Source organism: Streptomyces sp. TRM49041 (genome assembly GCF_008271805.1).
In the GTDB taxonomy this organism is placed as follows: Bacteria; Actinomycetota; Actinomycetes; order Streptomycetales; family Streptomycetaceae; genus Streptomyces.
This window is the reverse complement of the sequence record NZ_VSRY01000147.1, coordinates 19,989-42,301: the sequence shown is the minus strand read 5'-3', so window position 1 is coordinate 42,301 and position 22,313 is coordinate 19,989. Positions and strand designations below refer to the sequence as shown.

Annotated in this window: 22 protein-coding genes and 1 riboswitch; of the genes, 9 read left to right on the top strand and 13 right to left on the bottom strand. The window is 71.3% G+C overall.

Annotation, left to right across the window (positions count from 1 at the left end; all coding sequences use genetic code 11):
• Window positions 1-56 precede the first annotated feature (56 nt).
• Window positions 57-782: a spermidine synthase gene (locus FVS66_RS21145; protein ID WP_149182763.1), complete on the bottom strand. Its 726-nt coding sequence runs from the start codon at window positions 780-782 to the stop codon at window positions 57-59.
• A 120-nt stretch (window positions 783-902) separates the two neighbouring features.
• Here FVS66_RS21145 and FVS66_RS21140 point away from each other — a divergent pair, with 120 nt between their 5' ends.
• On the top strand, window positions 903-1,892 hold the full coding sequence (locus FVS66_RS21140; protein WP_187645637.1) for a GerMN domain-containing protein: 990 nt from the start codon (window positions 903-905) through the stop codon (window positions 1,890-1,892).
• A gap of 21 nt (window positions 1,893-1,913) precedes the next feature.
• Here the strand turns inward: FVS66_RS21140 and FVS66_RS21135 are convergent, their stop codons facing one another.
• From FVS66_RS21135 to FVS66_RS21115, 5 genes are all read right to left on the bottom strand, one after another.
• Entirely contained in the window at window positions 1,914-3,104 is a 1,191-nt protein-coding gene (locus FVS66_RS21135; RefSeq protein WP_149182761.1) for a sn-glycerol-3-phosphate ABC transporter ATP-binding protein UgpC, read from the bottom strand.
• Window positions 3,105-3,171: 67 nt separating this feature from the next.
• The gene (locus FVS66_RS21130; RefSeq protein ID WP_149182760.1) at window positions 3,172-4,005 is read right to left on the bottom strand and encodes a carbohydrate ABC transporter permease; all 834 of its coding nucleotides are present in this window, start codon (window positions 4,003-4,005) and stop codon (window positions 3,172-3,174) included.
• Entirely contained in the window at window positions 4,005-4,961 is a 957-nt protein-coding gene (locus tag FVS66_RS21125; RefSeq protein ID WP_149182759.1) for a carbohydrate ABC transporter permease, read from the bottom strand. Before FVS66_RS21125 ends, FVS66_RS21130 begins: the two co-directional genes overlap by 1 nt.
• A complete protein-coding gene (locus tag FVS66_RS21120; RefSeq protein WP_262387117.1) occupies window positions 4,958-6,238 on the bottom strand; it encodes an ABC transporter substrate-binding protein in 1,281 nt (426 codons plus the stop codon). The genes FVS66_RS21125 and FVS66_RS21120 overlap by 4 nt, the downstream gene beginning before the upstream one ends.
• Window positions 6,239-6,424: 186 nt before the next feature.
• A complete protein-coding gene (locus tag FVS66_RS21115; protein ID WP_149182758.1) occupies window positions 6,425-7,111 on the bottom strand; it encodes a type III effector protein in 687 nt (228 codons plus the stop codon).
• A gap of 146 nt (window positions 7,112-7,257) precedes the next feature.
• On the opposite strand from FVS66_RS21115, the gene FVS66_RS21110 reads away from it, so the two are divergent.
• From FVS66_RS21110 to FVS66_RS21100, 3 genes are all read left to right on the top strand, one after another.
• On the top strand, window positions 7,258-7,695 hold the full coding sequence (locus tag FVS66_RS21110) for an Hsp20/alpha crystallin family protein (protein ID WP_149182757.1): 438 nt from the start codon (window positions 7,258-7,260) through the stop codon (window positions 7,693-7,695).
• A 73-nt stretch (window positions 7,696-7,768) separates the two neighbouring features.
• Entirely contained in the window at window positions 7,769-8,164 is a 396-nt protein-coding gene (locus FVS66_RS21105) for a DUF2267 domain-containing protein (protein ID WP_149182756.1), read from the top strand.
• 318 nt (window positions 8,165-8,482) lie between these two features.
• A riboswitch (cyclic di-AMP (ydaO/yuaA leader) is annotated at window positions 8,483-8,639 on the top strand.
• Between the two features lie 5 nt (window positions 8,640-8,644).
• Window positions 8,645-9,412 carry a LysM peptidoglycan-binding domain-containing protein gene (locus FVS66_RS21100; RefSeq protein ID WP_149182755.1) on the top strand — a complete coding sequence of 256 codons (768 nt, stop codon included), beginning with the start codon at window positions 8,645-8,647 and terminating at the stop codon, window positions 9,410-9,412.
• A 104-nt stretch (window positions 9,413-9,516) separates the two neighbouring features.
• Here the strand turns inward: FVS66_RS21100 and FVS66_RS21095 are convergent, their stop codons facing one another.
• Window positions 9,517-10,536 carry a LacI family DNA-binding transcriptional regulator gene (locus FVS66_RS21095; RefSeq protein ID WP_149182754.1) on the bottom strand — a complete coding sequence of 340 codons (1,020 nt, stop codon included), beginning with the start codon at window positions 10,534-10,536 and terminating at the stop codon, window positions 9,517-9,519.
• A 170-nt stretch (window positions 10,537-10,706) separates the two neighbouring features.
• Here FVS66_RS21095 and FVS66_RS21090 point away from each other — a divergent pair, with 170 nt between their 5' ends.
• A complete protein-coding gene (locus tag FVS66_RS21090) occupies window positions 10,707-11,864 on the top strand; it encodes a Gfo/Idh/MocA family protein (protein ID WP_149182753.1) in 1,158 nt (385 codons plus the stop codon).
• A 124-nt stretch (window positions 11,865-11,988) separates the two neighbouring features.
• Here FVS66_RS21090 and FVS66_RS21085 read toward each other — a convergent pair whose 3' ends face one another.
• The 6 genes from FVS66_RS21085 to FVS66_RS21060 form a co-directional block, all read right to left on the bottom strand.
• Window positions 11,989-12,123, bottom strand: coding sequence for a hypothetical protein (locus tag FVS66_RS21085; protein WP_262387116.1), 135 nt, complete (start codon window positions 12,121-12,123; stop codon window positions 11,989-11,991).
• 60 nt (window positions 12,124-12,183) lie between these two features.
• A complete protein-coding gene (locus FVS66_RS21080) occupies window positions 12,184-13,212 on the bottom strand; it encodes a Gfo/Idh/MocA family protein (RefSeq protein ID WP_149182752.1) in 1,029 nt (342 codons plus the stop codon).
• 38 nt (window positions 13,213-13,250) lie between these two features.
• The gene (locus FVS66_RS21075) at window positions 13,251-14,165 is read right to left on the bottom strand and encodes a sugar phosphate isomerase/epimerase (protein ID WP_149182751.1); all 915 of its coding nucleotides are present in this window, start codon (window positions 14,163-14,165) and stop codon (window positions 13,251-13,253) included.
• Between the two features lie 172 nt (window positions 14,166-14,337).
• A complete protein-coding gene (locus tag FVS66_RS21070) occupies window positions 14,338-15,222 on the bottom strand; it encodes an ATP-binding cassette domain-containing protein (protein ID WP_149182750.1) in 885 nt (294 codons plus the stop codon).
• Between the two features lie 4 nt (window positions 15,223-15,226).
• Complete coding sequence (locus FVS66_RS21065) at window positions 15,227-16,339, bottom strand: ABC transporter permease (RefSeq protein ID WP_149182749.1); 1,113 nt, start codon at window positions 16,337-16,339, stop codon at window positions 15,227-15,229.
• Window positions 16,340-16,344: 5 nt separating this feature from the next.
• On the bottom strand, window positions 16,345-17,367 hold the full coding sequence (locus FVS66_RS21060) for a sugar ABC transporter substrate-binding protein (protein ID WP_149182748.1): 1,023 nt from the start codon (window positions 17,365-17,367) through the stop codon (window positions 16,345-16,347).
• A gap of 269 nt (window positions 17,368-17,636) precedes the next feature.
• On the opposite strand from FVS66_RS21060, the gene iolC reads away from it, so the two are divergent.
• From iolC to iolD, 4 genes are read left to right on the top strand one after another with little or no spacing between them, the layout of a single operon-like run.
• Window positions 17,637-18,593: a 5-dehydro-2-deoxygluconokinase gene (gene iolC / locus FVS66_RS21055; protein WP_149182747.1), complete on the top strand. Its 957-nt coding sequence runs from the start codon at window positions 17,637-17,639 to the stop codon at window positions 18,591-18,593.
• Between the two features lie 52 nt (window positions 18,594-18,645).
• Window positions 18,646-19,524 carry a deoxyribose-phosphate aldolase gene (locus FVS66_RS21050; protein WP_149182746.1) on the top strand — a complete coding sequence of 293 codons (879 nt, stop codon included), beginning with the start codon at window positions 18,646-18,648 and terminating at the stop codon, window positions 19,522-19,524.
• Between the two features lie 10 nt (window positions 19,525-19,534).
• A complete protein-coding gene (gene iolB / locus FVS66_RS21045; RefSeq protein WP_149182745.1) occupies window positions 19,535-20,419 on the top strand; it encodes a 5-deoxy-glucuronate isomerase in 885 nt (294 codons plus the stop codon).
• Between the two features lie 10 nt (window positions 20,420-20,429).
• Entirely contained in the window at window positions 20,430-22,307 is a 1,878-nt protein-coding gene (gene iolD / locus FVS66_RS21040; RefSeq protein WP_149182744.1) for a 3D-(3,5/4)-trihydroxycyclohexane-1,2-dione acylhydrolase (decyclizing), read from the top strand.
• The last annotated feature ends 6 nt before the right edge of the window (window positions 22,308-22,313 follow it).

Genomic DNA, 22,313 nt, shown 5'->3' with positions numbered 1-22,313 from the left:
CCGGAACCCACCCGGCGCCGTCGGCGGGCCGGCCGCCGTCATCGGGCCGGTCGCCGTCATCGGGCGGCGCGTGCCACGTACACCGTGTTCGACGCGGTGCCGCCCTGGAGGGGGTTGGGGAAGCTGACCACGTGGGCAGCGGTCTCGGTGAACACCTCCGCGAGCGCGGCGCCGAACTCCTCGTCCGGCGGGTCGTTGGACCACAGGGCGAAGACCCCGCCGGAGTGGAGGCGGTCGGCCAGCGCACGCAGCCCGGCGGGCCGGTACAGCGCCGCGTTCCCGGGGTGCAGGACATGGCGCGGCGAGTGGTCGATGTCCAGCAGGACGGCGTGGAAGCGGCGGCCCGGCTGCTCGGGGTCCAGGCCGACGGTCCCGCCGACCATGGAGAAGAAGTCGCCGTGGACGAACCGGCACCGGGCATCGGTGGCCAGGCCGGCGCCCAGCGGTACGAGGTGACGCTCGTGCCAGTCGACGACCTCGCCGAGCGCCTCGACCACGACGAGGGACCGCACCCGGGGATCGTCGAGCACCGCCCGCGCGGTGTATCCGAGCCCGAGGCCGCCGACGGCGACGTCCAGCGGCGAGGCGGGATCGGGCAGCCCGGCCAGGCCGAGGCGGGCGAGTGCGACCTCCCCCTCGGTGAACAGGCTGGACATGAGGAACTCGTCGCCGAGCTTCACCTCGTACACGTCGTCGCCCGAAGCCGGGTCACGCCGACGGCGCAGGCTGATCTCGCCGATCGGGGTCGGACGCCAGTCGATCTCCTGGAATCGCACGCTCACGACGCGTGACGCTACCGGAGAATACGGATGAGTGACCGCCAGTTCCCTCGAACCAGGGCTGATCAGCCCTTCTGTATCCGCCGACGAGGGTGTTTCCTGGAGAGGTCGGAGGAGGCTGCCATGGGTTCTCAGACCCGCACGACACGTGCACACTTCCGGTGGTTCCGTCCGGCGACGGTCGCCACCGTACTGATCCTCCCGCTCTCGCTCCCCGCGTGCGCGAACGGAAACGGGAACGGGCCGACGGGGACGCCCACGAACACGCCCCGTACCAGCCCCCCGAGTACGGAGGACGCCAAGCCCACCACCCCGCCGGGGACGAGCCCCGCGCCGACCCCGGCCCGTACACCCACCCCGACCCCCGAACCGCCCCCGCCGACGACGGCGGGCGGCGGCAAGCAGGTGCGGGTCTCCGTCTACTTCCTGCACGGGGAGCAGGTGTCACCCGCACCGCGCTCCGCCACCGCGCCCGCCACCACCGCCGGTGCCCTCCGTGCCCTGCTGTCGGGCCCGAACAGCTTCGAGCGCGGACACGACCGTACGACGGCGATCCCCGCCGGTACGACCCTGAACTCCGTCGCCGTCCGCGACCGCGTCGCGACCGTGGACCTCTCCGAGCGGTACGACGACGGCGGCGGCACCCTGTCGATGCGCGCCCGGCTCGCCCAGGTCGTGTTCACCGCCACGCAGTCCCCGGGCATCGACAAGGTCCGGTTCGAGCTCGACGGAAAGCCGGTGCGCAGCTTCAGCGGACAGGGCATCGAACTCAACCGGCCCGTCGGCCGGGCCGACTTCGAGGACCTGACGCCCGACGTCCTGGTCGAGTCGCCGCTGATCGGTGACACGGTCGGCACCCCGCTCCGGGTGTGGGGCAGCGCCAACACCTTCGAGGCCACGTTCCGCCTGAAGCTCACCGACGCGGCGGGGCGTACCGCGGCGGACGTCTTCGGCACGGCGACGTCGGGCTCCGGCACCCGCGGGACCTTCGACGTGACGTTCCCGTACCAGGCCATCCGGTCGGGCGCCGGTGTGCTGACCGCGTTCTGGGACTCCCCGGAGGACGGCCGCGCGGTCATCTCCGACACCGTCCCGCTGACCGCTGACCGCTGACCGCTGACCGATGTCCGGCCGTCAGTCGCCCTCGCTCTCGTGGCGGGTGAGGTTGGCGCCGCTCCCCGGGTCGAAGACGTGCATGCGGGAGGTGTCGACGTACAGCCCGGCCTCGCTGCCCTCGCGGATCCTGGTCGCGGTACTGAGCCGGGTGACGATCTGGTGGCCCTCGCCGCCCGTCTCGGCGGCGCCGGAGTCCGCCGCCAGCTCCGCGAGCTCCGTCGTGACCGTCGGCTCCCAGCCCTCCTCGGTGAAGTGGGCGTACACATCGGAGCCGAGCGACTCGACGATGTCCACGGTCGCCGTGAACCGGGCGCCCTCCCGGCCCGGGTCCACCAGGGCCGCGTCTTCGAACGCCTCGGGGCGCAGGCCCACGATGAGGTCGCGCGGCGCGTTCTGCCGCTCCAGCCGCTGGAGTACATCGGCGGTCAGGGGAAGTTCGCCGACGGCCGTGCGCAGTGCGTTCTCCTGCAGCGTGGCGTGGAGGAAGTTCATGGCGGGCGAGCCGATGAAGCCCGCCACGAAGAGGTTGCGCGGCTCGTCGTACAGATGCTGCGGGGTGCCGACCTGCTGGACGACACCGCCGCGCATGACGACGACCCGGTCGCCGAGCGTCATCGCCTCCGTCTGGTCGTGCGTCACGTACACGGTGGTCGTGCCGAGCCGCTGCTGGAGGCGGGAGATCTGCGTCCGCATCTGTACGCGCAGCTTGGCGTCCAGGTTGGACAGCGGCTCGTCCATCAGAAACGCCTTGGGGCTGCGCACGATGGCGCGGCCCATGGCGACCCGCTGCCGCTGACCACCGGACAGGTTCGCCGGCTTGCGGTCGAGATGCTCGGTGAGGTCGAGGACGCGTGCCGCCTGCTCGACCTTCTCCCGGACGGTCGCCTTGTCGACCTTGGCCAGGCGCAGCGCGAAACCCATGTTCTCGCGCACGCTCATGTGCGGGTACAGGGCGTAGCTCTGGAAGACCATGGCGATGTCACGGTCCTTCGGCGCCTTGTCGTTGACGACCTGCCCGCCGATACGGAGGGTGCCGTCGGTGATGTCCTCCAGGCCCGCGATCATATTGAGGGTGGTGGACTTCCCACAGCCGGACGGCCCGACCAGGATGATGAACTCCCCGTCCGCCACGGTCAGGTTGACGTCCTGCACGGCCAGCGCGCCGTCGGGGTACCTCTTCGTGATGCCCTCGAGAACGATCTCGGCCACTGTCGGTGCTCCTTGGAGGGGGATGTCTTAGGGGCGGTTGGTCGGGTGTGGTCGGTCCGGCCGCCGGTCAGCCCTTGACCGCCCCGGAGGTCAGCCCGGCGACGATGCGCCGCTGGAACAGCAGCACGAAGACGATGATCGGCACGGTGATCACCACCGCCGCGGCGGCGATCGACCCGGTCGGCTGCTGGAACTGGCTGCTCCCGGTGAAGAACGCGATCGCCGCCGGCACCGTCCGCGCCGCCTGAGTCGAGGTCAGCGAGATCGCGAACAGGAAGTCGTTCCAGCAGAAGATGAAGACCAGAATCGCCGTCGTGAACACACCGGGCGCGGCCAGCGGCGCGATCACCAGCCGGAACGCCTGCGCGGGCGTCGCCCCGTCGACCTTGGCGGCCTTCTCCAGATCCCATGGGATCTCCCGGAAGAACGCCGACAGCGTGTAGATGGCCAGCGGCAGCGAGAACGTCATGTACGGCAGGATCAGCCCCGCCCAGGTGTCGAAGATCCCCAGCGCCCGCTCGATCTCGAACAGCGGCGAGACCAGCGAGATCGGTGGGAACATCGCGATGAGCAGCGACATCCCGATCAGCAGCCGCTTGCCGGGAAACCGCAGCCGGGCCACGGCGTACGCGGCCATCGTGCCGAGGACGACCGCGATGAACGTCGAGATCAGCGCGATACCGATCGAGTTGATAAGCGCCCGGGTGAACTCCGTCGTCTCGAAGATTCCCCGGTAGTTCTCCCACGTCCATTCGACCGGGATGAAGTTCCCGTCGGTCAGCGTGGACGGGTCCTTGAACGACAGCGCCGCGATCCACCAGACCGGGAACAGCGCGTAAGCCACGACCACGATGTTGGCGACGGTCCACCCGGTGACATGTCGCTTCCCCGCACCCGCCATCAGCGGCCCGCCTCCTGTGATCCGGGGGCGGCCGCCCCGAAGAGCTTGACGAAGGTGAAGGCGATCACCGCGACACAGATGAAGATGAGCACGGAGATCGCCGAGCCGATGCCGAGGTTGAGCGCCGTGAACAGATTGTCGAAGCCGAGGATCGACACCGAGCCGGTGTCGTGCGCGCCCCTCGTCAGTACGTAGATGCTGTCGAAGACCCGGAAGGCGTCCAGGGTGCGGAAGAGCAGCGCGACCAGGATCGCCGGCTTCATCAGCGGCAGCGTGACCCGTACGAACCGCTGCCACGCGCCGGCCCCGTCGACCATGGCGGCGCGCAGCGTCTCCTCGGGCACCAGCGCCAGACCGGCGAGCAGCAGCAGCGCCATGAACGGGGTGGTCTTCCACACCTCGGCCAGAATGATCAGCCCGAGTGCGGACCACTGCTCGGTCAGCGGCGCCGAGCCGGCCGGCAGGAGGTCGGCGAGGTAGCCGGTGCCGGGCGTCCAGGCGTACTGCCAGGAGAAGGCGGCGACGACGGTGACGATGCCGTACGGGACGAGGATCGCGGTGCGCACCGTGCCGCGTCCGAGGACGGTGCGGTGCATGACCAGCGCCAGCGCCATCCCCAGGACCAGTTCGACGGCGACGGACACGACGGTGATGAAGAGGGTCACCCAGAACGCCTGCCACCAGAGCGGGGAGGAGAGGACCGCACCGTAGTTGCTCAGTCCCACGAACTCGGCCTGGTCGGGGAAGCGGAGGTCGTGGCGTTGCAGCGACAGGTAGACCGCGTACCCGATCGGATAGGCGGTCACGGCGAGCATCACGAGCACCGCGGGCGCGCACAGCAGCCAGCCCAGACGGCGCTCCTGCCGTGCCCCCTCGGAGTGGCGTGCGGCCGCTGCGGGCGAGCCCCCGTCCGCCGCACCGCCGTAATCAGCCCTCGCCGCCGTCGCGTGTTTCATGGGATCAACCCCTTGGACTCCAGGGCGTCCTGGATCTGGCTCTCGATCGTCTCGACGGAGCGCCGGGGATCGATGGCCGCCGGCGGGGAGAGCGTGTGGGAGATGACGATGGACACGTTCTGGTACGCGGGGGTCTGCGGGCGGACGCTCGCGTTCTCCAGAGCCTGGAAGATGGCGTCGGCGAACGGGTAGCTCTGCACGAACTCCTCGTCGTCGTAGAGGTCCCGCAGGGTGGGCGGCAGACCGCCCTGGACGGCCGCGGTGATCTGGTTCTCGCGGTTGCGCAGGCACAGCGCCGCCTCGAACGCCAGCTCCGGGTGTCTGGAATAGGCGCCGATCGCGAGGTCGATGCCGCCGATGGTGGGCTTCGCGGGCCTGTCGGCGTCCACTCGCGGGTACGGCGCCCAGCGGAAGTGCTCGAACAGCCGCGGGTTGTTGGACTGCATCGACGGATACACGAACGGGTAGTTCAGCTCGAAGGCCGCCTGGCCGGACTCCATCGCGAGCCGGTTCTGGTCCTCCATCTGGTTCGGCAGGGACGGGTCAGCGGCCGGTGAGTCGGCCAGATTCCGCATGATCGTGGCGGCCTCCACGGCGGGCTGTCCCAGCGAGGGTGCGGTGGCGTCGGCGTTGAGGATGGAGCCGCCGGCGCTGGCGACGAGGGTGTTGAACCAGACGGTGAGCCCCTCGTACTGGGCGCCCTGGATCTCGATGTAGTGCGGCTTGCGCTCGGCGGCCAGGTCGCGGGCCATGTCCAGCATCTCGGACCAGGTGCGGGGCGGCCGGTCGACGAGGTCGGCGCGGTACCAGAGCAGCTGTGTGTTGGTGTTGTACGGAACGGCGTACAGCTGGTCCTTCCAGGTCGCGGTCCGCAGCGGGACCTGGAGGGTGCCGGCCGTTGCGCGTTCCCGCATCTCGCCGGTCCACGGCAGGATCCAGCCCGCCTCGGCGAACTCGGGCGCCCATGTGACGTCGAGCCCCATGATGTCGATCGAGTCGTCCTCGGCGGCCAGTCGGCGCACCAGCTGCTGGCGCTGTTCGTCGGCGGTGCGGGGCAGCTTGTTGTACACGATCCGGTAGCGGCCGCCGGAAGCCTCGGTGCAGTTCCGCGCCGCACCGGCCAGCGCCCCCGAGTCGTCGGGGAAGTTGTACCAGTTCAGGGTCGGCGGTCCGTCGGACTCCTCCGAGCCGCAGGCCGCCACCAGCGACGCCAGCAGCGGCAGGACGATCAGAACCCGCAGGCTCCGGAGTCCCCGCTGCCTCCGCGGCCCCCGCACGACCGCCCGGCGGCCGCGGTGCCCGGGTGTTCTCCGTGTACTCGGTCCCCGGCACTCACCTGACATGGAGTCGACGGTAGGCCCCGAGGTCGCACCTCGACGGCCGACGCAAGCGACCGCCGCGCACGGCCACCCGTGTGGCCGACGCTGTGCCGCGTGGCCGCAGGGCGCGCACCCGCGCGGGCCTCAGCCGACGCCGCGGCGGCCGTCGTGGCTGGCCCGGCGCAGCTCGTCCGCCCGACGGACGACGTCCTCGACGCGCGCGGCCAGCTCGGGATGCCCGGGTCGCAGGTGCGGGCCGGTGTCGGCGAGCGGGCCGATGAGAGCGGCCGCGTCGTCCTCGGCGAGCGCCCGGGTGAGCCGGCCGACCGGCGGCCCGGCCTGCCGGACCAGGCCGTCGAGCGCGGTGATCTGTCCGGCGAGCTGCCGCAGGCCCGCGGCGTTGTTCCGGGCCCACGCGCTCACCGTGCGGTCGGCGGCCCGGCGGTCGCGGGTGGCCTTGACCCGCTGCTCACCCGTCGCGCCGCGGTCGTCGCCCGGCCGCAGGCGCAGATACCGGCGCTCGGCGGCCTGGCGGCTGGCCACGCCCAGCGGGCCCGCCAGGTCGGCCCAGCTGGCGCCCGCCGCGCGGGCCGCCTCGATGAGCCCCGGCTCCCAGTCGGCGAGCCGCCCGCGCACCTCGCGCAGCGCCAGGAGCGCCGCCAGGGCCTCCTCGGCGGCCGACGGCGCTTCGGCCTCGCCGGGACCGCCTGCCCCGCCGCCGTCCTGGGCCGCGCGGATCGCCTCGTCGATGGCGCTCAGCGCCGCCGCGGCGGCCGGAAGGGAGCCGGGGGCCGGCGTGTGCGGCGACGCCGACTGCTCGGCCTTGGTCACAGGGTCTCCTCCGTGCGTTCTGCGTGCCCCCCGCCTGTCGTCCTTCGGGTGACGAAGAGAATTGTCATCGTTCCGATGACATGTTACAACGAGATACAGGTGAACGCATTGGCAAGAAGCGTCAGAGCCGATGGAGGTGTTTCACGATGTTGATGCGCACCGACCCGTTCCAGGAAGTCGACCGGATCGCCCAGCGGCTGCTCGGTACGTCCGGCACATGGTCGAGGCCCACGGCGATGCCGATGGACGCGTACCGCGAGGGCGACGAGTACGTGATCGCTCTCGATCTGCCCGGCGTGACGCCGGACGCCATCGACGTCGACGTCGAGCGGAACATGCTGACCGTGAAGGCCGAGCGCAGGCCGCAGGTGAAGGCCGAGGACGTGCAGGTGGAGCTCTCCGAACGTCCCCTCGGTGTCTTCTCCCGTCAGCTCGTGCTGGCCGATACCCTCGATGTGGAGAACATCAAGGGCGACTACGACGCGGGTGTCCTGACCCTGCGCATCCCCATCGCCGAACGCGCCAAGCCGCGCAAGATCGCCATCAGCGTCGGCGACGACACGCGCAAGGAGCTCAAGGGCTGAGGCGCCCGCTCGCGGCGCGCGTGCGGAGGGCGGGCCGGCCCGCCCTCCGCCGCCGGGCGGAAGGGGCAGTGCGATGCGGATGAGGTGGGAGCCGTTCCTGGAGGCCGTACAGGAACGTGGCGAGTACGCGTCACGGCATGAGGCGGAGCGCGCGTCCAGGGTCGTTCTGGCGCTGCTCGGTGCCCATCTCGTGGGCGAGGTGCGGACGGAGCTGGCGGCGCGCCTGCCGGAGACCTTCGCGCTGATCCTGCTCAATCCCCTCCGGGCCGCGGAACCCCTCGACCCGGAACGGTTCGTCAGGGCCGCCGCGGCGTGGATCGAGGGAGCCACCGAGGAGACCGCCGCCTGGGACGTCGGCGCAGTGCTGAGCGTCGTCGCCGACGCGGCGGGCGACGACCTCATGAGCCGCGTGCTGCTGCAGCTCCCTCCGGGATACGACCTGCTGGTCGGTCGCCCCGGTGCGGCCTGACCGTCGGTGCGGAGCACGACACAAGACAAATGTCCGATAATTCCAATTCGGGCGTTTGGTGTAAGTGAAGCAGGATTTAACGGCTATTTGTATGGCATGAGTTGGGGTGCCGATCGAGCTCGCGTTCCGTGATGTCGGTCACGGCTGAAACGCGACGGAATTCCCCATCCCCCGCCGGTAGTGCGGAATTCGCGATCGGAACGGGTGTGGTTGGATCACCGGACGGAATTTCGGGCCTTGTTCCGTCCGGTGCGTGTCGTTTACGGTCACCGTCATTCCGGAGGGATCGCCGAATCCTGCCGCTCTCCGGACTTCGCACCCACTCACCCACCCACGTACGGCAGGAGCGGGGGAACCAGGTAAGTCGCCGCTCCGGTGCCCGGAACGGCTAGGGGTGAAGCCGCAGTCACGCGCTGCGGCCGGGCATCTCCAGTCCGAACCCGACAGCTCACCTCGTAGGCGCCGGAGAGGAAATGCCCCATGCCCGCACAGGGTAAGCACCGTCGCCTCAAGAACAGCCGCATCACTCGTGGGTTCGCAATCGCGAGCACCGGTGGAGCCGCTCTCGCCCTGCCGCTGATCGGAGCCGCGAACGCCTCGGCCGCCGCGCCGAGCGTGGCGCCCGCCGTCGCCGCCGCCAAGCCCGCCGCTGCGCCGAGCGTCGCCGCCGCCGCGGCCACGCCCGTGACGTACACCGTGGTGGCGGGTGACACCCTTTCCGGTATCGCCCAGGACCACTCCGTGAGCGGCGGCTGGAAGAAGCTCTACGAGGACAACCGGAAGACGATCGGTGACGACCCGTCACTCATCCGTCCGGGTCAGAAGCTCACCATCGGTGCGAAGGCCCCGGCGAAGAGTTCCACGCCCGCCCGCGCCGACCGCTCGCAGGAGCGGACCGCCGTCACCCCGGTCAGCGCGAAGACGTACACGAACGACCTCGACGGCTGGATCAAGGAATCGCTGGACATCATGGCCCAGCGGGGAATCCCCGGTTCATACGAAGGCATTCACCGGAACATCATGCGCGAGTCCTCGGGCAATCCGCTCGCGATCAACAACTGGGACTCGAACGCGGCCGCGGGCACCCCGTCCAAGGGTCTCCTCCAGGTCATCGACCCCACGTTCCGCGCCTACCACGTGCCCGGCACGTCGATGGACCCCTACGACCCGGTCGCCAACATCACCGCGGCGTGCAACTACGCCGCTGCCCGGTACGGCTCGATCGACAACGTGAACGGCCCCTACTGACGTACCCCGTACGGGCGTTCACCGGGACATGCCCCAGTGGGCGCCCGTACGAGTCTCCCCGGCCGACGCCCGCCGGGCGGCGCGGCGTCCGGGCGCCACCGCCGTCAGGGAGCCGGTGTCTCCGGCGGCGGGGCCGTCGTTCCGCGGATCTCCAGCGACGGCCGGGACAGCTGGACGCCCGCCGGGCGGTCACGGTCGGCGAAGCGGTCCAGGAGGCAGCGTGCCGCCCGGCGGCCCACCTCGTGCCCGGCGTTGTCGACGGTCGTCAGCCATACATGCCGCAGCTGCGAGATGCTCGTGTTGTCGTACCCCACCACGGACAGGTCGCGCGGCACGCGCAGGCCGAGTTCCTCGGCCGCCGACAGCACACCGATCGACGCTATGTCGTTGACCGCGAAGACCGCGGTGGGGCGCCGCGCCCCGCTCAGCAGCCGGACGGTGGCGCGGTAGCCGCCCTCCTCCGTCATGTCGCCGACCTCCACGACCGCGCCCTCCGCATGCCCGTGGGCCCGCATGGTGGCCTCGAAGCCGCGGCGCCGCAGTTCGCCGACCACGCCGTACCCGGAGATGTGGGCGATCCTGCGGTGGCCGAGGCCGACGAGGTGCTCGGTGGCGAGCCGAGCGCCCTCCTCGTCGTCGCCGGCGACCACGTCGACCCCCGGCAGGACCGGCTCGCGGCTGCCCGCGACCACCACGGGCATCCGCCGGGCGGCCAGGTCGAGGGCCGCCGCGTCCGGGAGGACGCCGACCGCGATCAGACCGTCGACCTGGAGGTCCAGGAAGGGGCGGGTGAGGTCGTGGCCGACACGGCGGTTGAGGCGGCCGTCCGCGAGGAGCATGTGGAGCCCGTTCTCGTGCAGCAGCGAGTTCAGGCCGTCGAGAAGGTCGACGAACCAGGGGTTGCGCAGGTCGTTCAGGAGCACGCCGACCGTGCGGGTGCGCTGCTCGCTGAGGCTGCGCGCCGCCGCGTTCGGGCGGTAGCCGAGCTCCCGCATGGCGTCCAGGACCGCCTGCCGCTTCTCCGGGCGTACCTGGTCGGAGCCGCGCAGGACCAGAGACACCAGGGACTTCGAGACCCCGGCACGCTCCGCGACCGTGTGGATCGTGGGCCGCTTTCCGGTCACCTGCGCCTCCCGGCGGTGTCATCGGGTCGTGTTCGACTCTCATTGGATCGGTCCATCGAGTACGGAGTCTCGCAGGTCGCCGAGTCTCTCGTCAAAGGTCTTGACATGCGGGTCCAGTCCGCCACAGTGTGCTTGCGACAAGCATTTGGACCGATCCAAGAAGGTTCTCCATGGAGATGGCTCTCAACGTCGCCGTCGTCGGGTTCGGGTGGATGGGACGTGTCCACACCCAGGCGTACAGCCGGGTCCCGCACCACTACCCGGACCTGCCCCTGCGTCCCCGGCTCCGGACCGTCAGCGAGGACGTCCCGGGTCGCGCCGAGGCGGCCGCCGCGCAGTACGGGTTCGCGGCGACGGCGCGCGACTGGCGCGAGATCGCCGCCGACCCCGACGTGCACGCGGTGAGCATCACGACGCCCAACTTCCTCCACCGCGAGATCGGCGTCGCCATGGCCGAAGCCGGCAAGCACATCTGGATCGAGAAGCCGGTCGGGCTCACGGCCGACGACGCGCGCGCCGTCGCCGACGCCGTCGACAAGGCCGGGGTCCAGGGCGCCGTCGGCTTCAACTACCGCAACGCCCCCGCCGTCGAGACCGCGCGCGACCTGATCGCCTCGGGCGAGCTGGGGACCGTGACCCACGTGCGCTTCCGGCTCTTCAGCGACTACGCCGCCCACCCCGACGGTGCCCTGACATGGCGTTACGAGCGGGAGCGCGGCGGCAGCGGAGTCCTGGGCGACCTGGCGTCGCACGGCGTCGACCTGGCCCGCCACCTCCTCGGCGACATCGCCGCGCTGGCCGCCGACACCGCGGTGTTCCTGCCCGAGCGGGCCCGCCCCACCGGCTCCACGGCCGGGCACGCGCGCGCGGCGGGCGGCGAGCCGGGCCCGGTCGAGAACGAGGACTACGTCTCCTGCCTGCTGCGCTTCGCCTCCGGCGCCCGCGGCGTGCTGGAGGCGTGCCGGGTGTCGGTCGGCGAGCAGAACAACTACGGCTTCGAGGTGCACGGCACGAAGGGCGCCGTCTCCTGGGACTTCCGCCGCATGGGCGAACTCCGGGTCAGCCGCGGCACCGCCTACCAGGACCAGCCCGTCGCCCTCCGCTACGCGGGCCCCGGCGACGGCGACTACGCCGCGTTCCAGCCCGGCTCGGCCGGCAGCATGGGGTATGACGACCTCAAGGTCGTCGAGGCGCACCGCTTCCTGCGCTCCATCGCGGAGGGGAGGCCCGTCGGCGCGACCCTGCGGGACGCCGTGGCGAGCGCCGCGGCCCTGGACGCCATGCTGGAGTCCGCCGAGCGGGGCGGCTGGGTGACCGTCACCCGGTAGACCTCGCGGACGGCCCGCGGAGCACACAGCGGCGCCGGGATGCCCATGCTCAGGCATCCCGGCGCCGCCCCCCGTAGGTGATCCGGCCGGACCGCGCCCCCGCGCAGAGCCCGGGGGCGCCCTGTCAGGACCGGCCGGAGAGGTAGTCGTCGATGCGCGGGAACAGCTCGATCCGGTCGTACCCCGGCTCGGCCACCACACCCGGCAGTGCGAGCGGCGGGATGTGGCGGATCATGTAAGGGCCGAGTGCGATCTTCACCGGAAGTCTCCCTGGCGACGTGGCATGACGTGACGTGAGATGACGTGAGATGACGGGACGTCAGCGGTAGAGAGCCGGGCGCTCGACCAGCTCGACCTCCACCCGGCGCCCTTCGCTCTGGGCGCGTACGCCGGCCTCGCAGACGGCCGCCGCCGCGTATCCGTCCCAGCAGCCGGGGCCGGTCACCTCACCGCGCCGGCAGGCGTCGACCCAGCTCTGCACCTGCCGGTCGTACGCCTCCTCGAACCGCTCCACGAACCCGGGAGCGATCGAACCGCCCCACCGTCCGGCCGTGTTGACGAGCATCCCGTGCGCGTCACCGATCCGCGCGCTGCCGCTCTCGCACACCGCCTCGGCCTGCACCTGGTACCCGAACCCGCAGTTGACGTTGATCTCGACGTCCACGAGTGCGCCGCCGTCGGTCTCGAAGAGGACGAACTGCGGGTCGTCGAGTCCCTTTGGGGCGTTGGCGGACGCCTTCGGGCGCAGCACCGTCACCGCGGTGATCTCCTGGCCGAGCAGCCATCGCGTGACGTCCATCTCATGCACGACCGAGTCGTTGATGAGCATGGCGTTCGTGAAGCCGGGCGGTGTCGAGGCGTTGCGGTGCCGGTTGTGCAGCATCAGGGGCCGGCCCAGCTCGCCGCCGTCCAGCAGCGACTTCAGCTTCTGGTACTCGGCGTCGTACCGACGCATGAACCCGACCTGGACCAGCCGGTGGCCCAGCTCCTCCTCGGCCCGCAGCACCCTCAGCGCGGAGGCCGAGTCCGGGGTGAGCGGCTTCTCGCACAGCACCGGCAGATCGTGCCGGAAGGCCGTGAGGAGCGCCGTCTCGTGTGCCGGTCCCGGTGACGCGATCACCACGGCGTCGACGTCGGGGGCCGCCATGGCGGCGGCCGGGTCGGTGTACGGCGTACAGCCGTCAACGCCCTCGGCGACAGCCTTGACCCGCTCGGCGTCGACGTCCACGACGGCGGTCACCCGCGCCCCGCTGATCACCTGGTCGATACGGCGCACATGGTCGGCGCCCATCCGGCCGGTGCCGATGACGGCGACACCGAGCGTTTCGCGCGTCCCGCGCTGAGTCATGATCGAGAGTTCCCTTCCGGGGTGGGTGGGTCGGCTGGTCAGGCGCCGCAGGAGCGGAGGAACCCGCGGGTGCGAAGGGCGATGGGCAGCGGCTGGTCCGGCGGGCAGGGGTACATGTCCTGCTCGACGATGGCGAACAGGTCCACGCCCAGGCGCTGCGCGGCCGTCAGCACCGGCTCCAGGGCGGGCACGCCGGTCGGCGGCTCGCACATCACGCCGCGCTGCACGGCGGGGCCGAAGGGGACACCGTTCTTGACGACGTCGGCGAGGATCTCCGGGTCGACCTGCTTGAGGTGCAGATAGCCGATGCGCTCGCCGTACGTCTCGATCAGCTTGACGTTGTCGCCGCCGCAGTAGGCGTAGTGGCCGGTGTCCAGGCAGAGGTTGACCAGGTCGCGGTCGGTCGAGTCGAGGAACCGCTCGACGTGCTCCTCGGTGTCGATGTGTGTGTCGGCGTGCGGGTGGACGACGATGTCGAGGCCGAAGCGCTCCCGCACCTCGTGGCCGAGCCGCTCCATGCCCTCGGTGAGGTGCGCCCACTGCTCGCCGGTCAGCTCGGACGGCTCGATGATCTCGGCGGTCTTGTCGTCCCGCCAGAACGACGGGATGACCACCAGATGCCTCGCGCCCATGGCCTGGGTGAGGGACGCCACCTGGCTGACATGCTCCCAGGTGGCGTCCCACACCGCCGGGCCGCGGTGCAGGGAGGTGAAGACGGTGCCGGCGGAGACCTTCAGGCCGCGCCGGGCGGTCTCGTCGGTGAGCCGGGCCGGGTCGGTCGGCAGATAGCCGTAGGGCCCCAGCTCGATCCACTCGTAGCCGGCCTCGGCGACCTCGTCGAGGAACCTCTCCCACGGCACCTGCTGCGGGTCGTCGGGGAACCACACCCCCCATGAGTCCGGAGCGGAGCCGACCCTGATGCGGTCGAGGGGCGGGGTGCTGGCGGTGTCCATTCGGCGGTCCTTTCACCCGGGGTGCGGGTGGGGAAGCGGGTGCTGGTGGGGCTTTTGCGAGTGGGGGGCTCTGCGGTGCGTCGCCCGGTACGGGCCCGGAGCCGGGGCCGGATGCCGAGCCGGGTACGGGGACGGGTGCGATACGGGTGGGTGTACGGCGCCGGGCGCCGGCTCAGGCGGCGGCCCCGCCGGGCGCGGCCGGGGCCGTGCCGAGGCCGCCCTCCTCGGGCAGCTCGCCGGTGTCCACACCGCGTACCTGTGCCAGCTCGTGCTTGAGCGCGGCCAGTTCGGCGCCGCCCGCCATGTGGTTGGTGAGCTCCTCGAGGCTGACCGCGCTGCGGTCGGCGTTCAGTTCCACGGTGCCCAGGCGCAACACGGTGAAGTGGTCGCCGACCATGTAGGCGTGGTGCGGGTTGTGGGTGATGAACACGACGCCGAGGCCCCGGTCGCGGGCGGCGGCGATGTACTTCAGCACCACACCGGACTGCTTGACGCCGAGCGCGGCCGTCGGCTCGTCCAGGATGAGGACCTTGGCGCCGAAGTGGACGGCGCGGGCGATGGCCACGGACTGCCGCTGGCCGCCGGAGAGCGTGCCGATCGGCTGGTCCAGGTCGTCCAGGACGATGCCCATGGCCCGCAGTTCCCGGTCCGCGGTGTCCTTCATCCGCGCGATGTCGAGGCGGCGCAGCGGCCAGGGGCCGCGGGTCAGCTCCGAGCCGAGGAAGAAGTTCCGCCACACCGGCATCAGCGGCACCGTGGCGAGGTCCTGGTAGACGGTGGCGATGCCCCGGTCCAGAGCCTCCCGGGGCGAGGTGAGCCGGACCGGCTCGCCGCCGATGAGGAACTCGCCCTCCGTGTGCTGGTGCAGCCCGGATATGATCTTGATCAGGGTGGACTTGCCGGCGCCGTTGTCGCCGAGGACGCAGGTCACGCGGCCCGCTTGGACGGTGAGGTCGACGCCGCGCAGGGCATGGACGTTGCCGTACGCCTTGCCGGCGCCGCGCAGCTCGGCGAGCGTCTCGCCGGACGTGCCGTCGGGCGTTTCGTTCGTGGTCATGGGATCACCTCCGGGTCGCCGTGCGGCGGACCCACAGATTGACGAGGGCGGCCATCAGCAGCATCACGCCGAGGAACGCCTTGAACCAGTCGGGGTTCCAGTTGGCGTAGACGATGCCCTGCGACACCATCCCGAAGATGAAGGCGCCGATGACCGGGCCGATCGCGGAGCCGTAGCCGCCGGTGAGCAGACATCCGCCGATGACAGCCGCGATGATGTACAGGAACTCGTTGCCGACGCCTTCGCCGGACTGGACGGTGTTGAACGAGAACAGCAGGTGCATGCCGACGAACCAGGCGCCCGCGCTCACCCCCATGAAGAGGGCGATCTTGGTGAAGTTCACCGGGACACCGACGGCGCGTGCGCTCTCCTTGTTGCCGCCGACCGCGAAGATCCAGTTGCCGAAGCGGGTGCGCAGCAGCAGCCAGGTGGCGGCGGCCGCGAAGAGGAGCCACCACACCACGGTCACCTTCACCTGGATGCCGCCGATGCCGAACTCCGACGCGAAGATCCGCTGGGCCGCCGCGAAGCCCTCCATGTCGCTGATGGAGTCGGTGGCGACGTTGCCGGTGAAGATCTTGGTGACGGCGAGGTTGGCGCCCTGGAGGATCAGGAAGGTCCCCAGAGTGATCAGGAAGCTGGGCAGTCCGGTCCTGACCAGCATGTAGCCGTTGAACGCGCCGATGCCGAGGGACACCACCAGGGAGACCAGGACACCGGTCCAGACGTTCAGGGAGAGCTGGAAGCTCACCATGCTGGCGGTGAGCGCCGACGTGGTGACCGCCACACCGGCGGAGAGGTCGAACTCGCCGCCGATCATCAGCAGCGCCACCGGCAGGGCCATGATGCCCATGACCGATGCCTGGTACAGCACGGTGGCGAGCGCTCCGGCCTCCCGGAAGGCCGGGGCCGCGGCGAAGAAGAAGGCGTACACGCCGATCGCGGCGATGAGCGCGCCGATCTCGGGACGGGCCAGCAGCCTGCGGGGGAGGGAGCGCCGGGCGGTGCGGCCGTCCTTCGGGGCGGCGGGGGCACCCGGCGAGCCATGGGCGCCGTCGGACGGGGAGTCCGGGGAGGACGCGGCGGGCGAGGAGCCCGCCGCGGTCACCTGAGCCATGACGATCACCGGGTTCCCTTCGCGGCGAACCGGGCGATGTCGTCCGCGTTGGACTTGTCGACGAAGGCCGGCCCGGTCAGGACGGGCGCCACACCGCCGCCGCTGTAGTTGCCGTTGTGCTTGTAGAGCCAGAGCGCGTCGACCGACAGATAGCCCTGGAGGTACGGCTGCTGATCGACCGCCATCTCGACGGCACCGCTCTTGACGGCCTCGACGAGGTCCTTGTTGAGGTCGAAGGTGGCGACCTTCGCCTTGCTGCCCGCGTCCTTCACCGAGTCCACGGCGGTGAGCGCGAACGGCGCGCCCAGGGTGACGACGCGGTCGATGGAGCTGTCCTGCCGGAGCTTGGCGGTGATGGTCGACTTCACCGACGGCATGTCCGTGCCGTTGACGTAGAGGGTCTCCGCCGTGCCCTTGAAGGTCTTCTTGACACCGGCGCAGCGGGCCTCCAGGGCGACATGGCCCTGCTCCTGGATCACACAGACGGTGTGCTTGGCGCCGGCGTCGTTGAGCTTCTCGCCGAACGCCTCACCGGCGACCTGCTCGTCCTGTCCGAAGTATTCGAGGAGGCCCTGTTCCTTCCAGGCGTCGATGCCTCCGTTGAACCCGACGACGGGTATACCGGCCTGCTTGGCCTTGGCGACGACGGCCTTCATCGCGTCGGGCTTGGCGAGAGTCACGGCGATACCGTCGACCTTCTGGTCGATGGCGTTCTGGACCAGGTTGGCCTGCGTGGCGGCGTTGGGGTCGGACGAGTAGACGAGCTTGACGTTGTCCTTGGCGGCAGCGGCCTCGGCCCCCTTGCGGATCAGGTCCCAGAAGGTGTCACCCGGGGCGGCGTGGGTGATCATCGCGACGGTCATACGAGGGGTGCCGGCCTTGCCGGCGGCCGCGCCTTCGGCGGGGTCGGCCTGGGCCTGCTTGCCGCCGGAGCCGCTGGAGCATCCGGTCACCACGAGGGCGGACGCCGCGGCGACGGCGACCAGGGCGGCGAATCTGCGGGGGCGGGGCTGAAACGTGCGGTCCATCTGTCCTGCCTCACTGCGTTACAGGGGTGGGCGGAACGGGCCGGGGGGAAGGAGGCCCGTGGAAGCCCGGGACGGGAGCCGACTGCGCGGCTGTTGGGACGGGATACAAGCCCGTGGAGCCGCCCCCTGTCAATACTTTGTTAAGACATCATTTCAGAAGCAGGTGAGAATGTCTGTACAAACTATTGACAGGGCTTCGGTCGAGGCCATAGACCTGGTTCAGCACCGGGCCCCCGTTGCCCGCCCCGCCAGCACCAGGAGCGACGCGCATGCCTGAGTCCGCCGAGACCTTCGATCTGATCACCATGGGACGCATCGGCGTCGACCTCTACCCCCTCCAGACCGGCGTGCCCCTGCCGCAGGTGGAGAGCTTCGGGAAGTTCCTCGGCGGGTCGGCCACGAACGTCGCCGTCGCCGCCGCCCGCCTCGGCCGGTCCGCCGCCGTCATCACCCGCACCGGCGACGACCCCTTCGGCGCGTATGCGCACCAGGCCCTCAAGGAGTTCGGGGTCGACGACCGCTGGGTCACCCCGGTCGACGCCTACCCGACCCCGATCACCTTCTGCGAGATCTTCCCGCCCGACGACTTCCCGCTCTACTTCTACCGCCGCCCCAAGGCCCCCGACCTGGAGATCCACCCCGGCGAACTGGACCTCGACGCCATCCGCGCCGCCCGGATCTTCTGGATGACCGGCACCGGCCTGAGCGCCGAACCCAGCCGCACCGCCACCCTCGCGGCCCTGGCGGCCCGGAACAAGGCCGGCGCCACGGTCTTCGACCTCGACTGGCGCCCGATGTTCTGGGAGGACCCCGACGAGGCCCGCGCCCACTACACCGAGGCCCTGCGGCACACCACCGTCGCCGTGGGCAACCTCGACGAGTGCGAGATCGCCACCGGCGTCCGCGAACCCCGCGCCTGCGCCCAGGCGCTCCTCGACGCGGGTGTGGAACTCGCCGTCGTCAAGCAGGGCCCCGCCGGCGTCCTCGCGGTCCACCGCGACGGCACCAGCGCCGAGGTCCCGCCCGTGCCCGTCGACGTCGTCAACGGCCTCGGCGCCGGCGACGCGTTCGGCGGCTCCCTCTGCCACGGCCTCCTCGCCGGCTGGGACCTGGAGAAGATCATGCGGTACGCCAACGCCGCCGGCGCCATCGTGGCCTCCCGGCTCGCCTGTTCCTCCGCGATGCCGACCGCCGCCGAACTCGACGACCTCGTCGCCCGCGGATGACCCCGCACTCCCGCCAGTCGACGACCCGCGCCACCCTCACCCGGAGCCCGTCTTGACCATCAGCATCTCCGACCTCGCCACCGTGCGGGCCAGGCACCCCGAGGCCATCGCCGAAGCCGCCGCCCGCCGCACCCGCCGCCCCCTGATCGGCGACACCGGCCGCCTCATGATCGTCGCCGCCGACCACCCCGCACGCGGCGCACTCGGCGTCGGCGGAGACCGCCTCGCCATGGCCAACCGCTCGGACCTCCTGGAGCGGCTCTGCGTCGCCCTGTCCCGGCCAGGCGTCGACGGGGTGCTCGCCACCGCCGACATCCTGGAGGACCTGCTGCTCCTCGGAGTCCTCGACGACAAGGTCGTCATGGGCTCGATGAACCGCGGCGGCCTGGCCGGCGCCCGGTTCGAGATGGACGACCGTTTCACGGGCCACCGCGCCGAGGACATCGCCCGCCTCCGCTTCGACGCCGGCAAGCTCCTCCTGCGGATCGACTACGCCGACCCCGGCTCCCTCGCCACCATGTACTCCACCGCCCGCGCCGTCGACGAGATGGCCGCGCTGCGCCTGCCCGTGTTCGTCGAACCGTTCATCTCCCGCCGCGGCGACGACGGCGTCCGCAACGACCTCACCGCCGAGGCCGTCACCCGCTCCATCGCCATCGCCTCCGGCCTGGCCGGCACCTCCGCCTACACCTGGCTCAAGCTGCCCGTCACCGAGGACCCCGACGACATGGCCGCCGTCCTGGAGACCTCCACCCTCCCCGCGGTGCTGCTCGGCGGCGAGGTCGGCAAGGACCAGGACGCCGCGTACGAGAAGTGGCGCAAGGCGCTCCACCTGCCCACCGTGCAGGGCCTCGTCGTCGGCCGTTCCCTGCTCTACCCCGCCCGCGGCAGTGTGGAGGACGCCGTGGACACCGCCGTCGGTCTGCTGTGAGGAAACGCCCATGACCACCACCACACACCACCTTCCCGCCGGCAAGGCGGCGAGCGGCCCGTACGCCGTGGACATCAGCCCCGGCTCCGCGGGCTGGGGATACTCCAGCCTCCGAGTCCTCGAACTCCCGCCGGGCGGCCGGCACACCTTCGACACCGGGGACAGCGAGTGGATCGTGCTGCCGCTCTCCGGCTCCTGCACCGTGGCCGTCGACGGGCAGACGTTCCGCCTCGCCGGCCGCGACAGCGTCTTCACCGCCGTCACCGACTTCGCGTACGCGCCACGTGACGCCCAGGTCTCCCTCGCCTCCCGGGACGGCGGTCGCTTCGCCCTCACCGGCGCCCGCTGCGACCGCCGCCTCCCCGCCCGCCACGGCCCCGCCTCCTCCGTCCCCGTCGAGCTGCGCGGCACCGGCAGCTGCAGCCGGCAGGTCAACAACTTCGGCGCCGCAGGCGTCTTCGAGTGCGACCGGCTGATCGCCGTCGAGGTGCTCACCCCCGGCGGCAACTGGTCCTCCTTCCCGCCGCACAAGCACGACGAGCACCGCCCCGGCGAGGAGTCCGAGCTGGAGGAGATCTACTACTTCGAGATCGCCGCCCACGACGGCACCCCCGGCCTCGGCTACCAGCGCGTCTCCCCGTCCGGCCGCGGACGGGGCACCGACGTCCTCGCCGAGGTCCGCGACGGCGACACCGTCCTCATTCCGGACGGCTGGCACGGCCCCTCCATCGCGGCCCCCGGCCACCACATGTACTACCTCAACGTCATGGCCGGGCCCGGCACCGAACGCGCCTGGCTGATCTGCGACCACCCCGACCACGCCTGGATCCGCGACACCTGGCCGGACCAGCCCGTCGACCCCCGCCTCCCCCTCTACACCGCCCCGTCCCAGTGAGGTACCACCGATGAGCCAGTTCACCCGACGCCTGACCGTCGCCCAGGCGCTGGTGCGTTTCCTGTCGGCGCAGTACACCGAACGCGACGGCGTACGGCACCGGCTGATCGCCGGGACCTGGGGCATCTTCGGCCACGGCAATGTCGCCGGCCTCGGCCAGGCACTGCTGGAGGCCGGCGAGGAGACCATGCCGTTCCACCAGGGACGCAACGAGCAGGCCATGGTGCACGCCGCCGTCGGCTACGCCCGGCAGCTGAACCGGCTCTCCGCCCAGGCCGTCACCACCTCCATCGGCCCCGGCGCCACCAACCTCGTCACCGGCGCCGCCCTCGCCACCGTCAACCGCCTGCCCGTACTGCTCCTCCCCGGCGACTACTTCGCCACCCGCACCGCGGACCCCCTGCTCCAGCAGCTGGAGCACCCCGTGTCCGCCGATGTCTCCGTCAACGACACGCTCCGGCCGGTGTCCCGGTACTTCGACCGGATCACCCGGCCCGAGATGCTCGTCCCTTCGGCGCTCCAGGCCATGCGCGTCCTCGCCGACCCCGCCGAGACCGGCGCCGTCACCCTCGCGCTGCCGCAGGACGTCCAGGCCGAGGCGTACGACTGGCCCGAGGCGTTCTTCGCCGACCGCGTCTGGACCGTCCGCCGCCCCGTCCCCGAACCGGGGGAGCTGGCCGAGGCCGTCCACGCCGTCCGTGCCGCCGAACGGCCGCTGATCGTCGCGGGCGGCGGCATCCACCACAGCGAGGCCGAGGGTGCCCTCAAGGCCCTCGTCGACGCCACCGGCATCCCTGTCGCCTCCACCCAGGCAGGCAAGGGCTCCCTGCGCCACGACCACCCCGCCGACCTGGGCGGCATCGGCCACACCGGCACGGCGGTCTGTGACGACATCGCCCGCACCGCCGACCTCGTCATCGGCGTCGGCACCCGCTACACCGACTTCACCACCGCCTCCAGCACCCTCTTCGCCCGCCCGGACGTACGGTTCCTGAACGTCAACATCACCCCGTTCGACGCCCACAAGATGGCCGCCCGCACCGTCGTCGCCGACGCCCGCGCCGCCCTGGCCGCGCTCACCGAGGCACTCGCCGGCCATCGCGTCGCCGCCGCGTACGAGGCCGAGTACCGCACGGGCAAGGAGCGCTGGGAGCACGTCGTCGACGCCGCCTACCGGGCCGACGACGACAGCGCCGTACCGACCCAGACCCAGATCCTCGGCCTCCTGGACTCGGTCGTAGGCGACGAGGACGTGGTCGTCAACGCGGCCGGCTCCCTCCCGGGCGACCTGCACAAGCTGTGGCGTGCCCGCTCGCCCCGTCAGTACCACCTGGAGTACGGCTACTCCTGCATGGGATACGAGATCCCCGGCGGCATCGGCGTCCAGCTCGCCGCGCCCGGCACACCGGTCTGGTCGCTGGTCGGCGACGGCACGTACCTGATGATGCCCACCGAGATCGTCACCGCCGTGCAGGAGGGCCTGCCGGTCAACCTGGTCCTCATCCAGAACCACGGATACGCGTCCATCGGCGGCCTCTCCGAGCAGACCGGCGGCGAACGCTTCGCCACCCACTACCGCTACCGCGCCCCCGACGGCACCTTCACCGGCGACCCGCTCCCCGTCGACCTCGCCGCCAACGCCGCCAGCCTCGGCATGGACGTCCTGCGCGCCGGGACCGTCGGCGAACTCCGCGCGGCGCTGGCGACCGCCCGCGCGTCCGACCGGCCAACCTGCGTGTACGTGGAGACGGACCTCCACAACCCCGCCTCACCCGGAGCCGAGGCGTGGTGGGACGTGCCGGTCGCGGAGGTCGCCTCCCGCGAGGCCGCCGTCGAGGCCCGCAAGACGTACGAACGCCACGCGGCCGACATCCGCCGACACCTCTGAGCCCCC